This window comes from Marinobacter sp. RI1 (assembly GCF_041155085.1).
GTDB classification, from domain to species: Bacteria; Pseudomonadota; Gammaproteobacteria; order Pseudomonadales; family Oleiphilaceae; genus Marinobacter; species Marinobacter nauticus.
Genome location: NZ_AP031605.1, coordinates 646,209 through 661,281, shown reverse-complemented (window position 1 = coordinate 661,281; position 15,073 = coordinate 646,209). Strand labels below are relative to the sequence as shown.

Annotated in this window: 12 protein-coding genes; 3 read left to right on the top strand and 9 right to left on the bottom strand. The window is 58.8% G+C overall.

All coding sequences use genetic code 11. The features are described from left to right. Nucleotides 1-81 precede the first annotated feature (81 nt). The 6 genes from ahpF to betI all read right to left on the bottom strand — a co-directional run bounded on the left by ahpF (nucleotide 82) and on the right by betI (nucleotide 7,896). Nucleotides 82-1,647, bottom strand: a complete 1,566-nt coding sequence (gene ahpF / locus ACAM27_RS02935; RefSeq protein WP_369612521.1) for an alkyl hydroperoxide reductase subunit F — start codon at nucleotides 1,645-1,647, stop codon at nucleotides 82-84. A 222-nt stretch (nucleotides 1,648-1,869) separates the two neighbouring features. Further along, nucleotides 1,870-2,433 (bottom strand): alkyl hydroperoxide reductase subunit C, encoded by a 564-nt coding sequence (gene ahpC, locus ACAM27_RS02930; RefSeq protein WP_011787240.1) that lies wholly within the window; start codon nucleotides 2,431-2,433, stop codon nucleotides 1,870-1,872. 196 nt (nucleotides 2,434-2,629) lie between these two features. Further along, nucleotides 2,630-3,886, bottom strand: a complete 1,257-nt coding sequence (locus tag ACAM27_RS02925) for a BCCT family transporter (protein WP_369612520.1) — start codon at nucleotides 3,884-3,886, stop codon at nucleotides 2,630-2,632. A 171-nt stretch (nucleotides 3,887-4,057) separates the two neighbouring features. Continuing rightward, the gene (gene betA / locus ACAM27_RS02920; protein WP_369612519.1) at nucleotides 4,058-5,743 is read right to left on the bottom strand and encodes a choline dehydrogenase; all 1,686 of its coding nucleotides are present in this window, start codon (nucleotides 5,741-5,743) and stop codon (nucleotides 4,058-4,060) included. A 27-nt stretch (nucleotides 5,744-5,770) separates the two neighbouring features. Then, nucleotides 5,771-7,240 carry a betaine-aldehyde dehydrogenase gene (gene betB, locus ACAM27_RS02915; RefSeq protein WP_369612518.1) on the bottom strand — a complete coding sequence of 490 codons (1,470 nt, stop codon included), beginning with the start codon at nucleotides 7,238-7,240 and terminating at the stop codon, nucleotides 5,771-5,773. Nucleotides 7,241-7,302: 62 nt separating this feature from the next. Then, on the bottom strand, nucleotides 7,303-7,896 hold the full coding sequence (betI, locus tag ACAM27_RS02910) for a transcriptional regulator BetI (RefSeq protein ID WP_023008748.1): 594 nt from the start codon (nucleotides 7,894-7,896) through the stop codon (nucleotides 7,303-7,305). 196 nt (nucleotides 7,897-8,092) lie between these two features. On the opposite strand from betI, the gene ACAM27_RS02905 reads away from it, so the two are divergent. Both ACAM27_RS02905 and ACAM27_RS02900 read left to right on the top strand, forming a co-directional pair. After that, on the top strand, nucleotides 8,093-8,902 hold the full coding sequence (locus ACAM27_RS02905; protein ID WP_206854449.1) for an enoyl-CoA hydratase-related protein: 810 nt from the start codon (nucleotides 8,093-8,095) through the stop codon (nucleotides 8,900-8,902). 153 nt (nucleotides 8,903-9,055) lie between these two features. Continuing rightward, nucleotides 9,056-11,659, top strand: coding sequence for an EAL domain-containing protein (locus ACAM27_RS02900; protein ID WP_328798088.1), 2,604 nt, complete (start codon nucleotides 9,056-9,058; stop codon nucleotides 11,657-11,659). On the opposite strand, the gene ACAM27_RS02895 is transcribed toward ACAM27_RS02900, so the two are convergent. Both ACAM27_RS02895 and ACAM27_RS02890 read right to left on the bottom strand, forming a co-directional pair. Then, a complete protein-coding gene (locus ACAM27_RS02895; protein WP_369612517.1) occupies nucleotides 11,656-13,071 on the bottom strand; it encodes a cytochrome P450 in 1,416 nt (471 codons plus the stop codon). The two genes, ACAM27_RS02900 and ACAM27_RS02895, sit on opposite strands and share 4 nt — an antisense overlap. 35 nt (nucleotides 13,072-13,106) lie before the next feature. Continuing rightward, the gene (locus tag ACAM27_RS02890) at nucleotides 13,107-13,427 is read right to left on the bottom strand and encodes a 2Fe-2S iron-sulfur cluster-binding protein (RefSeq protein ID WP_369612516.1); all 321 of its coding nucleotides are present in this window, start codon (nucleotides 13,425-13,427) and stop codon (nucleotides 13,107-13,109) included. Between the two features lie 171 nt (nucleotides 13,428-13,598). Between ACAM27_RS02890 and ACAM27_RS02885 the strand changes: the two genes are divergently transcribed. Further along, complete coding sequence (locus tag ACAM27_RS02885; RefSeq protein WP_369612515.1) at nucleotides 13,599-14,627, top strand: AraC family transcriptional regulator ligand-binding domain-containing protein; 1,029 nt, start codon at nucleotides 13,599-13,601, stop codon at nucleotides 14,625-14,627. Nucleotides 14,628-14,658: 31 nt separating this feature from the next. Here ACAM27_RS02885 and ACAM27_RS02880 read toward each other — a convergent pair whose 3' ends face one another. Beyond that, complete coding sequence (locus ACAM27_RS02880) at nucleotides 14,659-15,057, bottom strand: hypothetical protein (protein ID WP_369612514.1); 399 nt, start codon at nucleotides 15,055-15,057, stop codon at nucleotides 14,659-14,661. Between the last annotated feature and the right edge of the window lie 16 nt (nucleotides 15,058-15,073).

Here is a 15,073-nt window from a genome sequence, read left to right as displayed (position 1 = left end):
AGCCATAAAAAAAACCGGCAGCCCACTTCCCGTGGGCGCCGGTTTCAGGGGTCAGCCTGAATTCAGGCTTGTGTGGACAACTTACTCAGCAGAGTTACGGATCAGGAAGTCGAAGGCGCTCAGGGCAGCCTTGGAACCTTCACCCATAGAGATCACGATCTGCTTGTAGGGCACGGTGGTGGCATCGCCTGCCGCGAACACACCCGGGATCGAAGTCTCGTTACGATCATTTACGATGATCTCGCCGTGCTGGCTCAGTTCGATGTCGCCTTTCAGCCACTCGGTGTTCGGCACCAGGCCGATCTGAACAAACACGCCTTCCAGCTCAACGTGATGCGACTCACCGGTGGTACGGTCGGTGTAGTTCAGGCCGCTGACCTTGCCATCGGTACCCACCACTTCCGTGGTCTGGCCAGACGTAATGATCTTCACGTTTTTCAGACTGCGAAGTTTCTTCTGCAGCACTTCATCGGCACGCATCTGCTCGCCAAACTCGATCAGCGTCACGTGGCCGACAATACCTGCCAGGTCGATGGCCGCTTCCACGCCGGAGTTACCACCGCCAATCACCGCTACGCGCTTGCCTTTGAACAGCGGGCCGTCGCAATGCGGGCAGTAGGCCACGCCCTTGTTGCGGTACTCTTCCTCACCCGGCACACCCATCTGGCGCCAGCGGGCACCGGTGGACAGAATCAGCGTGCGAGCTTTCAGAGAGCCGCCGTTGGCCAGGCGTACCTCGTGCAGGCCTCCGGTCTGCTCGGCCGGAATCAGCTTCTCGGCACGCTGCATGTTCATGATGTCGACTTCGTATTCGTTGACGTGCTGCTCCATGGCCGCCACCAGTTTCGGGCCTTCGGTGTAAGGCACAGAAATCAGGTTTTCGATGCCCATGGTGTCGGCCACCTGGCCACCAAAACGCTCAGCCGCGATACCGGTCGCAATGCCCTTTCGTGCGGCATAGATAGCCGCAGCAGAACCTGCCGGGCCACCACCGATCACCAGAACGTCAAACGCATCTTTCTGGTTGATCTTACGAGCTTCTTTTTCAGCCGAGTTGGTGTCCAGCTTGGCCGCAATCTCTTCCAGCGTCATCCGGCCCTGGCCCCAGGGCTGGCCATTCAGGTAAACACTGGGTACCGCCATCACTTCACGCTGCTCAACTTCGTCCTGGAACAGGGCACCGTCAATGGAGGTGTGCTTGATGTTCGGGTTCAGCACGCTCATCAGGTTCAGGGCCTGAACCACGTCCGGGCAGTTCTGGCAGGACAGCGAGAAGTAGGTTTCAAACTCGAACTCACCTTCCAGCTCCTGAACCTGCTGGATCACTTCCTGAGACGCCTTGGATGGATGGCCACCCACCTGCAGCAGGGCCAGCACCAGCGAAGTAAATTCGTGGCCCATGGGAATACCGGCAAAGCGAACGCCAATGTCGGTGCCTACACGATTGATGGCGAAGGACGGACGACGCACCTCAGTCGATTCCTCGGTCCGCAGGCTGATCTTCTCGGACATCGGCTCGATTTCTTCCAGCAGCTGCTTGAGCTCCTCGGACTTCTTGCTGTCGTCATAGGCTGCCACCAGCTCAATCGGCTGCTGCAGCTTTTCCATATAGGCCTTCAACTGTCCTTTGATATTGGCATCCAACATGTTTGGTATTCCCCTTTATGTCGTGAAACTAAGTTTCTGAATTCAATAATGAATCGTTATCTGAAGTTATGATTAAGATACGGCCAGACGGTTCGTTGCTCAAATTGATTGACCCAAACCTTCTGATAGGCCATACCTATAAAATTCAGTCGTAACGATTGATAGATACAAAAAAGGCCCGCAGTGCGGGCCTTTCTGTAAGTTTCACCGAATCGGGGAAACTTAGATCTTGCCAACCAGGTCCAGAGACGGAGCCAGAGTTTCTTCGCCTTCTTTCCACTTGGCCGGGCAAACTTCGCCAGGATGGTTGCGAACGTACTGGGCGGCTTTAACCTTGCGCAGCAGGTCGTCGGCGTCACGGCCGATGCCTTCGGCAGTGATTTCAACAGCCTGGATGATACCGTCCGGATCGATCAGGAAGGTAGCACGGTCTGCCAGGCCCTGGCCTTCACGCATAACACCGAAGTTGTTGGTGATGGTGCCAGTCTGGTCGCCAACCATGTAGTAGTTGATCTTACCGATGGTCTCGGAAGTGTCGTGCCATGCTTTGTGGGTGAAGTGAGTATCAGTAGATACAGAGAACACTTCTACGCCCAGCTTCTGCAGCTCTTCGTACTTGTCAGCCACGTCACCCAGCTCGGTCGGGCACACGAAGGTGAAGTCGGCCGGGTAGAAGAAGAAGATGGCCCACTTGCCTTTAACGTCGGCTTCAGAAATTTCTACGAACTCGCCCTGCTTGAATGCGGTGGCGTTGAACGGTTTGATTTCGCTGTTAACGATACCCATCTCAGAATAACTCCTGTCGGTTCATTTAACTGATGGTTTGGAAACGATGCACAAGATACGGGTTTGACCATCTGAGTGAAAATTGATTATTTCCAATCTCAGCATAGGCATAGCCTATATACAGCCATCAACTTCGGCTAAACATGGCGGCCAAAAGCCTTCCGGGCCTTCAGCCACCTGCCATTGATATGGGGCCTTAACCTGCAAGTTCAATCTTGCGGAAGTCCAGAATATTTTCTTTTGGTGACGTTTGGATGGCAGCCACCTCTGAACGTTTCCTGAGCAATATATAACCAAAGCAACCAAAGTAGAGTGCAATCACCAGCGCACCCACCCACTGAATCCGCAGGAAATCCAGCTTGAACAACATGGTCAGCCCGACCATGGCCACCAGGTTGAAGAGCACATAATTCACCCGCCCCAGGCGTTGCGCCGTCAGGTTCAGGTTATCGGTGTAGAGCCGGATCAGGGAATCCAGGGAGTTGATGACCATCAACACGCCCACCGAGATCATGGCGATGTTGGTGAAGGCGGCAATCTTCAGCCCCTCCGCGTGATAGTAATAGAGCACGCTGAACCACACGCCAATGGCAACGGACGGCACAACCAGCATGGCAATCAGCAGCTGCCAGGTTTTGATACCACTCACGAAACGCGCGGTGAACTGACCAATCATGATGCTCCAGGCAAACCACCAGAACAGATAAAACTCGTGGTAGTCGTTGATGGGCAGGACAAAGTGATGGATGTTGGCAAAGTACTCACCGAGCATGCCGGCGGTGCCAAAGAAATCTGCCGGCGAGCCTTTACCCAGAACAAATGCCCGGAACCACATACCCGCAATCAGGGTAATGAAAAGCACACTGGAACCAACACTCAGAATGCGGATGTATTTGACCTTGGAGCTGGAATACACCGCCAGCGCAATGGACAGGAACACGATGAGGTAGAACGCCGGCACCACCGTTTCACCATCGCCCAGTTGCGGCAGATACCAGGGCAGATTCACCAGCAGCAGGTAAGCGGTGAACGCGCAGGTGCCGATAATCACCACGTTGTTGACCAGCTTCACCATCGGAATCTCGAAGAACTTAACCCGCGGCTCAATGATGGCAAAGTAGAAGCAGGTCAGGAAATAGAAGCCCCAGATCAGGAAGGCCCAGAACCCGAACTCAATGGCCAGCGGGTTGGCAAAGGCGTATTCCGGGTTTTCGGAGACATTGCCGTAACCACCGAACTCGGTGAGCGGGAACATGATCAGCCCCACATCCAGACCGGAGGTGAACAGGATGGCAATGAAGGTCAGCGTGCGAACCGGCGTAACGCCGATGCACTGCATATCCCACCACCGATACAGAATCAGGGCGATGGCGGCGAAGGTAAAGATCAGGCCTGTGGATAACCAGAGTGTCATGCGATCTCCCTCCGGTTGTTCCTTGTCATTGTAGTGCACAGCATGGGTGTTCCTCCTCTACTTTGTAAGCGCTGCTTCTTTCGAATCGGACACAAACCCAGGACTTGCCTATCAGTCGCCCGAAAACGGCGGGATGCCGTCGCGCTGATAGGGAAATCCTGAGGGCTTGCTACCCGGGCACCTTGCGTACCCGGGCCGGGACTGCGGTCGCTAGGCCAGCGACCGTTTCGCTTGTCCCGGACGTTGGCGCGCCTGCCATTGGTCATCCATGAAGACCGGCGCGTCCGAAGGTTGCAGGGGCTCCCTGCCCCGGATAAGGTCGGCTGCCCGCTCGGCCACCATGATGGTGGGCGCGTTCAGGTTGCCATTGGGTATGGTCGGGAAGATGGACGAATCCACCACCCGCAGATTCTGGATACCGCGCACGCGGGTTTCCGGGTCTACCACCGCCAGCGCATCAGTGCCCATCTTGCAGGAACAGGACGGGTGATAAGCGCTCTCCACCGCCTGGCGCACGAAGGCATCGATCTGCTCATCGCTCTGCACATCCACACCGGGCTGGATTTCTGCACCGCGGTACTCGTCCATGGCCGGCTGGTTGATGATCTCCCGGGTCAGGCGCACGCAGTCGCGGAAGCCTTCGCGGTCGGCCTCGTGTTCCAGGTAGTTGAAACGAATGCGCGGGGCCTGTTTGGGGTCGGCAGACTGCACATGCACAAACCCCCGGCTCTTCGGCTTGTTGTGACCGATGTGGAGCTGGAAACCGTCACCATCAAAGGCTTCGCGGCCGTCGTAGCGCATGGCCGCCGGCAGGAAATGGTATTGCAGGTCCGGCCATTCAACGCCGGCCTTGGAGCGGATAAAACCACAGGACTCAAAATGGTTGGTGGCCCCCAGGCCATCCTTGCGCAGAATCCAGCGCACCCCGATCTTGAGCTTGTTCCACCAGTCCAGTTTGCCATTCAGGGAGACCGGCTTCTGGCAGCGGAACTGGAAGTAGAACTCCAGGTGATCCTGCAGGTTCTCACCCACGCCCGCCAGCTCATGCTTCACCTCAATACCGGCCTGCTCCAGCACTTCGCGCTTGCCAATACCCGAAAGCTGCAACAAATGTGGCGAGCCAATAGAACCGGCCGACAAAATCACTTCCTTGACGGCTTTGGCTTCATGCACCTGACCACCCTGCTCATAACGCACGCCGGTGGCGGTTTTCCCTTCCAGAAGTACCTTATGCACCAGGGCATGGGTGACCACCGTCAGATTCGGCCGCGCCATGGCCGGGCGCAGGTAGGCGTTGGCGGTGGACCAGCGGCGACCGTTCTTCACGGTCATGTGCATGGCACCAAAACCTTCCTGGCGGGCACCGTTGTAATCATCGGTCTCCAGATAACCGGCATCGACGCCGGCCCGGATGAACGCCGTATACAGCGGGTTGCGCATGTTGTTGCCGTTGTTCACACCCAGGGGGCCGGAACTCCCCCGGTAGGCATCGCCGCCGAAGGCCCAGGTTTCTGCCTTCTTGAAATAGGGCAGCACGTTACGGTAGCTCCAGCCGTCGGCACCTTCAGACTGCCACTCGTCGAAATCCCGGGCATGGCCACGGACATACACCATGCCATTGATGGATGACGAACCACCCAGCACCTTGCCCCGGGGGCAATGCATACGGCGATTGTCCAGGTACGGCTCCGGCTCGGTCTCGAACTGCCAAGCGTACTTTTTGGTGTTCATGGGAATGGATAGAGCGGTGGGCATCTGGATGAAGATGCTCTTGTCACTGCCACCGGTTTCCAGCAGCAGCACCCGGTTTTCACTGTCCTCGGTCAGACGGTTAGCCAGCACACAACCGGCTGAGCCCGCACCCACAATGATGTAGTCGTATTGGTTTTCTTTCATACGCGTTCTCCTCTGTGGCCTGCGGGGTTAAAACGGGGCGTCGATGTCTTCCATGCCCACATACACCGACTTGATCCGGGTGTAGTGCGCAATGGTCTCGCGCCCGTTCTCACGACCGATACCGGAGAGTTTGTAGCCACCCACCGGCATTTCCGCCGGCGAAGCACCGTAGCTGTTGATCCAGCAGATGCCGGCCTGAATCTGGTGAATCACCCGGTGTGCCCGGCGGATATCATTGGTGAACACACCCGCGGCAAGTCCGGTATCGGTATTGTTGGCCCGGGCAATCACCTCGTCTTCATCGCGGAAGGTGAGCACAGACATCACCGGCCCGAAAATCTCTTCCTTCACGATGGTCATGTCGTCGGTGCAGTCGGTGAAAATGGTCGGTTCCACGAAATAGCCGCCCTGAGAATCCTCCGGCTCAAAGGCCCGACCGCCGTGGCTGAGCGTGGCGCCTTCGGCCAGCCCTTTGCTGATGTAACCCAACACCAGTTCCTGATGCTTTTTGGAGATCAGCGCGCCGAAGTTGGTGTCCGGGTTCATCGGGTCACCGGCCTTGATGTTCTTGCGAGTGCGCTCCAGCAGGCGCTCGATAAAGCGCGGGTAGAGGTCCTCGTGCACAAACACCCGGGTACCGTTGGTGCAGATCTCGCCCTGGGTGTAGAAGTTACCCACCATGGCGGCGGAGATGGCGTTCTCCAGGTCGGCGTCGTCGAAAATGATCAGCGGCGACTTGCCACCCAGTTCCATGGTCACGTCTTTCAGCGACGACGCGGCGGCGGCCATTACCTTCTTGCCGGTGCCCACCTCACCGGTGAACGACACCTTGGCAATCTCCGGGTGATGGGTCAGCCACTGGCCTACTTCGGCAGCGCCCTGCACCACGTTGAACACGCCCGCCGGCACACCGGCTTCGAAAAAGATTTCCGCCAGCTTCACCGCGCCCATGGGCGTTTCTTCGGATGGTTTGAAGATCATGGCGTTGCCGCAGGCCAGGGCCGGGGCCGACTTCCAGCAGGCGATCTGGATCGGATAGTTCCAGGCACCAATGCCCGCACAGATGCCCAGCGGCTCCCGCCGGGTGTAATAGAAATCGCCCCCCAGATCCTGCTGGTTACCTTCGATGGACGGCGCCAGGCCGGCAAAGAACTCAATGGCATCGGCACCGGTCACCACATCCACAGCTTCCGCTTCCTGCCAGGGTTTACCGGTATCACGCACTTCCACTGCCGCCAGCTCGTCGTTGCGCTCGCGGAGCAAGGCCACCGCTTTCAGCAGAATGCGGCTGCGCTCAATGGCGGGTGTGGCGGCCCACTGGGCAAAACCGGCGCGGGCGCTCTCGATGGCGGCCTGTTGCACAGACTCATCCGCCACTTCCACTTCATAGATCACCTGGCCCGTGGCCGGATTCACCACCGGGAAGGTCTCGCCGGTGCTGTTGGCCAGAAACCGGCCGTGGACAAAGTTCTGAACCACAGGAAGAGATGCAGACATAGCGCGTTGGTAACCTCTGTTCGGTGTCTTCAGGCCTTGTGGGCCGTGGAATTCAAATTGGCTCAGGCGCCAGCCCGGGCCAGTGTCTCGTGGACAAACTGCTTGCACAGCCGCTCGCCGGCTTCAAAGCTCTCGGCCGGGTCCAGGCTCAGGGCACTGCGCAACCAGAACCCGTCGATCATCGCCGCCGTTTGCCGGGCCGCCGCTGTCGCCTCGGCCTGCGGCAGCACCTGCGCGAAGGAATAACGCAGGTTGCTGTACAGCCGGGCGTTGTTGATCTGCTGCAAACGCTTCAGCCCCGGCTCGTGCATCGAGCGGGCCCAGAAGCTGAGCCAGGTTTTCGCCGCCAGCGCCGAACGCTGGAACTCGGAAAAGTTGGACTCGATAATGCAGTCCAGCCGCTGAGCCGGGGAGCGATCCGTTTTCGCCATGCGCTCCCGCAGCTCCTTGCCTAACTGGTCCAGCAGGTAGCGCAAGGCGGCCTCAATCAGCCCCTGCTTGCCCCCGAAATAGTGGCTGATGATGCCGGACGACATTCCCGCCCGCTTGCTGATGCTCACGATCGTGGTGTTCTGCATCCCCAGTTCAGCGATGGACTCCATGGTGGCGTCGATCAGTTGCTGGCGGCGGGTGTCTTTCATTCCGACTTTCGGCATGGGCTTTCCATCCAATCTTTATTAATTGAACGTTCAATTAAATTAAAGGCTACAGAAACGTGACAGGGATTTCAAATTTGATCAGAAAACCACCACATCCCCTCATTACACTGGATGCGTCTTCCACCAAAGGTTGCTGGCAACCGCCGGCCAGTCAGGACACAATCGGGGCAACCGCGAACAACAAGGAGCCACTATGAGTACCCTGCCCCAACTCACCGATGCCCTGCTGACTCTGGAAAACCGAGTGGCCACGCTCACCATGAACCGCAACGACCTGCGCAACGCGCTTACCGGCTCCCATCTGATCGACGATATAGTTGCCACGGCCGAGTGGGTAAACAGCTGCGAGGAGATATCCGTGCTGGTGATCACCGGTGCAGGCTCGGCCTTCAGTGCCGGGGGTAATATTCGCGATATGGCCGAACGGGGCGGGGACTTCGCAGGCGATCCGGCGGAATGCGCCGAGCGCTACCGAAAGGGCATCCAGCGCATTCCCCTGGCACTGGACGCCGTGGAAGTGCCGGTGATTGCGGCGGTGAACGGCCCGGCCATCGGCGCAGGATTTGATCTGGCCAACATGGCGGATCTTCGCCTGGCCGCAGACAACGCGAAGTTTGGCGAAACCTTCCTGAATCTGGGCATCATTCCCGGTGACGGCGGGGCCTGGTTCCTTCAACGCCTGATCGGCTACCAGAAAGCATTTGAGCTGACCCTGACCGGCCGCGTGATCGACGCCAACGAAGCCAGACAGCTTGGTATCGTGATGGACGTGGTGCCTGCCGATCAGCTAATGGACGCGGCCATGACACTTGCCAGAAGTATCGCCCAGCAGCCCGCCAAGGCCACCCGGCTGACCAAGCGCCTGATGAAAATGGCCCAGCGCACGGAACTGCGGGATTTCCTGGATATCTGCGCCTGCTTCCAGGGCATGAGCCACAACGAACCGGAACACCTGGAAGCCGTCAACCGCATGATGGAGGCGCTCAGCCGGAAGAAGCAGTAAAACCGTAAGAAGCATCAATTACTTAGCAATATGACACATTTTGCTACATTAAAAACCGCACGTGGCGCTTCCCTCGCGGCCCAGCATTGCTAGACTGACGGGGTAGACATAACAATAAACAATGTCAGAGTTGGCTAGCGAGGTCGGCTTTTGGTGAACCTGCAACACGCATGTCGCACGGTCCTGGTTGTACTGCTCGTTCTGTGCAGCCAAGCCGCCTATGCCAATTCGCCAACCGTTGTCATCAGCGCCGAACAACCCATTGCCAGCCAGTTCCAGTACTGGGAAGATTCAGATGCGTCTGCCTCCCTCCAGGACGTGCTGGCACTGCCAGACGCCCGCTGGAGCCGCCAGCCGGATGGCAAAGCCACCCTGGGCATTACCTCCTCCGCATACTGGCTCCGGATCCCTGTCGAAAATGCGGCCGACACCCGGCTCAACCTGGTGGCAGAACTCGGCTACTCCCAGCTGGACGATGTCCGGTTTTATCTGCTGGATGGCGGCAGCGTTACACGGACACTGGAAACCGGGGATACCCGGCCCTTTTACCCCAGGGATGTAAACCACCCCAACAACCTGTTGCGGTTTGCACTGGAACCCGGAGAGACCACCACGCTGATGATTCGGGTGGCCACCCAGGGGACCATGGTGCTGCCCCTGACCATCTGGCGCGAACACGAGTTTTTCGAGTCGGTCGCTGATGAACAGAAGCTGCATTTTTTCTACTACGGCTGCCTGTCCGTCATCATTCTGATCAACCTGGCGGTCTTCCTGACGCTCCGGGAAAAGCTCTACCTGTTCTATGCGCTCGCCATTTTCGGCTACCTGGCGTTTTTTGCGTCCATCCGCGGGTTTTCATTCCAGCACCTCTATCCCAACGCGCCCGACCTGCATGCCCATGTACTGATGTTGTCCATGCCATTCCTGGCCATGTTTTCCATTCTGTTCTGCATGGAATTCCTGAAGGTGCGACAGCACAGCCCCCGGTTACGGAAGGCGCTCATTGCCATGCTGGTGTTTGAAATCAGCTATTTTGTGTCGGTTCCTTTCATGAGTTACAACACCGGGATCCAGCTCGCCTCGGTGTCTGCGCTGGTGTTCTTTTCCCTGCTGCTGGTCGCCGGCCCGATTGCCTGGGCCGCCGGCGTACGCGCCGGCATATTCTTTACCCTCGCCTGGACCCCATTAACCATCGGTGTGCTCGCCACCTCCGGGCGTGCGCTGGGCCTGTTTCCGGAAACCTTTTTTACCGAATACGCCATGCAGATTGGCTCCGGGCTGGAAGCGTTCATTCTCACGCTGGCCCTGGCCGACCGACTGTACCGGGAGCGGGAACAGAAAATCCGGGCCCAGGCCGACAGCCTGCGACAGGAAAAAGCCCACAGCGAAGCCCAGGACCGCCTGAACGACGTCATGAGCCACGATCCGGTTACCGGCCTGCCCAACCGGAACCGGTTTGAATGGATGATCGATGAAGAGCTTCGGGCCCACCCGGAGCGCCGCTACATGGTCGGCGTCGCCCGTATTACCCGCCTGAAAGACATCAACCGCACCCTGGGCCTGGAGCGCAGTGAGCGGTTGTTACGATCCATCGCCGAGCATATGTCCGCACTGGCCGAGCAGCTCCCCTTGCTGCATACCAGTGTCGACCAACAGGGCCGTGTGGAACGGGTATACCAGCTCTCCGGCGACAGCTTTGGCCTGTTGGTCGACGTGGAACGGGCGGGCGACAATTTTCAGCCCCTGGACCAGGCCCTCAAACAACTGGCCGAGCCGGTACTGCTGGACCACCTGGCCATTGAACCACACCCACGATTTGGGGCCGCCAGTTATCCCGAGCACGGCCGCAAAGCCAGTGAACTGATCCGCAACGCCCATGTCGGCATGGAAATGGCGCCCCACGGCCCCTTTGAAACCGGCTTTTACTCACGCAGCAACGATATCTACGATGAGCGCCGGCTTACCCTGATGTCGGACCTCAAGGAAGCCCTGACCAACGGCACCACCGAACTTCACTATCAACCCAAAATGGATCTCCGCAGCGGACAGATCATCGGCTTTGAAGCCCTTATCCGCTGGCAACACCCGGAGCGTGGCTGGGTACCTCCGATTGATTTCATTCCGCTTGCAGAGAAAACCGGGGTGATCACGCAGCTCACTCACTGGGTCATCGACCAGGCCCTGAGCGATCTCCGTACCCTGCAGAAGATACAACCAGGCCTGGGGATGGCCATCAATGTCTCGGCGCGGGATCTGCTCTCGGCGGGACTGGAAGAACAGTTCGCCCAGAGCCTGGCGCGGCATCAACTGGAGGCCGGCCATGTCACCGTGGAACTCACCGAGACGGCCGCCATGGACGACCCTGAGAAGGGGCTGGAGGCACTGGGCAGACTGTCCGCCCTGGGCCTGCGTATCTCCATCGACGATTTCGGGGCCGGCTATTCGTCATTGTCGTACCTGAAGCAGATCCCCGCCTCGGAACTCAAGCTCGACCGCACCCTGGTACACGACATCCAGGCCAGTGACAGCGCCCGGGTGATTGTCGAGACCGCCATCACCATGGGCCACACCCTGGGCTATCAGGTAGTGGCCGAAGGCGTGGAGAGCGGCCAGGACGCCGCCCGCCTGAAAGCCATGGGCGCAGACCTGTTGCAGGGCTTCTGCCTGTGCCGCCCGCAATCGCTGACAGACACCGTCGACTGGCTGGAAAAACAACGGCAGCCTGAAGAAAGTCGCAACGCGAGCTGGTCGGATTAACCAGCCGCGTCCCGCTTACCCAGCCGGACGTTCATACGGGTATAGCCGCGCACAAAATTGGACTGCACGTATTCCGGCTCATCCACCACCTCAATCCGGTCAAACCGGGCGAGCAGTTCCTCCCAGAGAATCCGCAGCTGCATCTCCGCCAGCCGGTTGCCCATGCAGCGGTGCACCCCGAAGCCGAAGGCCAGATGCTTGCGGGCATCTTTCCGGTCAATCCGGAACTGGTCCGGGTCTTCGATGGCCCGCTCATCCCGGTTGCCGGAGGCGTACCACATCACCACTTTGTCGCCCTTGCGGATGGTCTGGCCCCGGAGTTCCACGTCCTGGGTCGCAACCCGGCGCATGTAGGCCAACGGGGTTTGCCAGCGGATAATTTCCGACACCATGGACGGGATCAGCGAGGGGTCCTGCTTCAGACGATCGAATTCCTGAGGGAACCGGTTCAGGGCCAGCACCCCACCGGTCATGGAATTGCGGGTCGTGTCGTTGCCGCCCACAATCAACAGCACCATGTTGCCAATGAACTCCATGGGCCGGTTGATCATATCCCGGGTGTGTTCGTTCTCCAGTAACAGACTGATCAGATCAAACCCCATCGGTTTGCCGGCGGCTTTACGGGCCTCTTTCTCGCGCCAGAGCAACGACATATGTCGCGCCATATCCGCAGCCGCCCGGAAGCCCTCATCGCGATCAACCTGGCCACCGGTGGTCTCTGGCGCGGCGGTGGCCAAATCAGACCAGTAGGCGAGCTTGTGCCGCTGGTGGAACGGAAAATCAAACAGCGTGGCCAGCATCCGGGAAGTCAGGTCGATCGATACCCGCTGCACCCAGTCAAATGGCTCATCCACCGGCAGCTGATCCAGCACCCCGGCGGTACGCTGGCGAATCAGCGACTCCATCTGCGCCAGGTTTTTCGGTGCCACCACCCCCTGCACCGCCTGGCGCTGGACATCGTGCCGGGGCGGGTCCATGGCGATAAAAGTCTCGATCTCCAGCCCCTCTGGCTGCGGGCCGATGGAAATAATGGGCTCGGCAGAGAACAGTTCGTGGTGTTTGTCGACAAAAAGAATGTCTTCGTAACGGGTAATCGACCAGAACGGACCAAACGGACTGCTGGCCTGGTAGTGCACCGGGCACTCATCCCTTAACCGTTTGAAATAGGACTCCCACAGCCCCTGCCGATACAGGAAGGGATTGCTGACATCGATCTGTTCCAGCGCCAGCTCAGACACCGGCGGCAACGGGGTTTCCCGGAACTCCGGCACCGGCCGGCTGAGGCCAGCCCGTTGCCGGGCCACCTGCAGTGCGTGCGAGCCCCGGATCTGCCAATGCAGGGGAACGCGGGAACTGGCTTTCGCGACCAAGGGCTGAACAGCGGCTTCAAGCTGGGATAAAAGCGGGCGCATAACGTGACTCCTTGCGGGTAGACTGCTGGGTTTGACTACATCTGGAATTCCGGCAAACGCACCACCATGCCGTCCATGGCCTCCGACACGGTCACCTGACACGCCAGCCTTGAAGTGTCAGTTTTCTCCGGCGTCATCGACAGCATGCCCGCCTCAGTGGCCAGCATGTCGCCGGTGGCCGGCAACCAGTTGGCCTCCACCATCACATGACAGGTACCGCAGGCGCAGGCACCGCCACAGTCAGCATCAATACCCGGCACCCCATTCTCGGTGGCGGCTTCCATCAGCGACTTTCCCGCCTCAATGTCGACCACATGCTCGGTGCCATCGTGTTCAATGAACGTAATACGGCCCATCACTCACCCTCTGTTGTTATTGATATCGGACAATGAGGCCAGAATACGGCCGAACCGACAGGTGCAGCAGGTCATCAATTGACACAGGGGAGTCATTTCAAGACACTCTGATTGTCGCGACCCTGCGCCGCGACCTCTCCTTCCTGAGCCCAGACGGAGGCCGTTAACGCCATGCTGACCACCAACCCGGACAGGGCGTGTATTCCCTCCAATTACAGCCGGTTGATCGCGCGGGAACTGGGCCTTCAGCCTCGGGAGTTGCGCAAACTGCTGCATGGCACCGGCCTGACCGTGAATCAGTTGCTACAGGAAGACACCCTGCTGACCCCGATTCAGCAGGTCCAGGTACTGCAGAACAGCCTCACCCTGGCCGGCGATGAGGCCCTGGGGCTGCGGCTGGGCCAGCGAATGACCTCGCCCAGCCACGGAGCGATGGGGTTTCTGGTGAACAGCAGTCCGGACCTGCTCACCGCCCTGAAAGCCTTCCAGACCTTTCTACCCACCCGACTGAACCTGGCAAAACTGGATCTGAGCATTCGCAATCAGCGTTTGACGGTGACCTGTTCCTTCAACCTGGCGTTGACCGCTTCCCTGCAACGTCTGCTCAGTGAAGCGTTCGCCGTGATTTTCTTCGACACCGCCGAGTTCATCATCGGCCGCCCCCTGCATGAGGCCGTGCTGGCCTTTGGCCACGCTGAGCCCGCTTACAGCGAACTCTACGGCCGTTATCTGCCCTGCACCGTGCAGTTCCGGTCACCCGTGATTGCTCTGGAGCTGCCCCTCCCGGTATGCAAAGTGCCGAATGCCTCGGCCAATCATGAGAACTACCAGCTGGCGCTGAAACAATGTCAGGCCATGCTGGATCAGCTGAAGGCCAGCGACAGCGGATACCGGGCCCGAGTACAGAAAGCGATGTTGTCGACCCCGCCCGGGGCCCTGTGTGAAGACGAGGTCGCCGCGCAGTTGTTCATCAGCAAACGAACACTGGCACGGAGGCTGAACGCAGAAGGAACGAGTTTTCGGGCATTGAGGGATCAGGTGCTTGCACAGCAGGCGGCAGGCTACCTGCGTGACAGCCCGTTGGCGGTAGAGGCCATTGCGGAATTGATGAACTACCACGACAGCGCCAATTTCCGGCGCGCGTTCAAGCGATGGTTCGGGGTAACTCCGGACGAATACAGAAAACGCAGGTCTGTCTGAAGCAGCAACCAGGCGAAGCCTTTCAGGCTGCTTATAATAACTGCCTCAGCCTGGCAGCAAGGTAGGGAGCAAGTGCGGTCACCGCAAGAACCATAGGCCAAAGGTTACCGCCCCTGAACGTGTAGGCCTCCAGCAACTCTGCCCAGGATTTCCCCTGCCAGAGCCCGAAGGAGAATTCGAACACCAACGTAAGCACCAGCCAGGCCACCCCCAGACCAAAGAGCCCCGCCAGGTGGCGGACATTCAGCCAGGGCAAGGCAACGTAGGCCATACCAATAATCAGCAGTGAAAGCAGAATACCGCTCAGCACCAGCGCAACCGACCTACCGAATGCAGGTTCCAAAACCGCTTCCCGCAGCACACCATTGGCGATGGCAAGCACCAGAATACCGCCCCAGACCAACAGGCCCTTCAACAAAACCGTCATCATTATCCGCCGTCCTTCA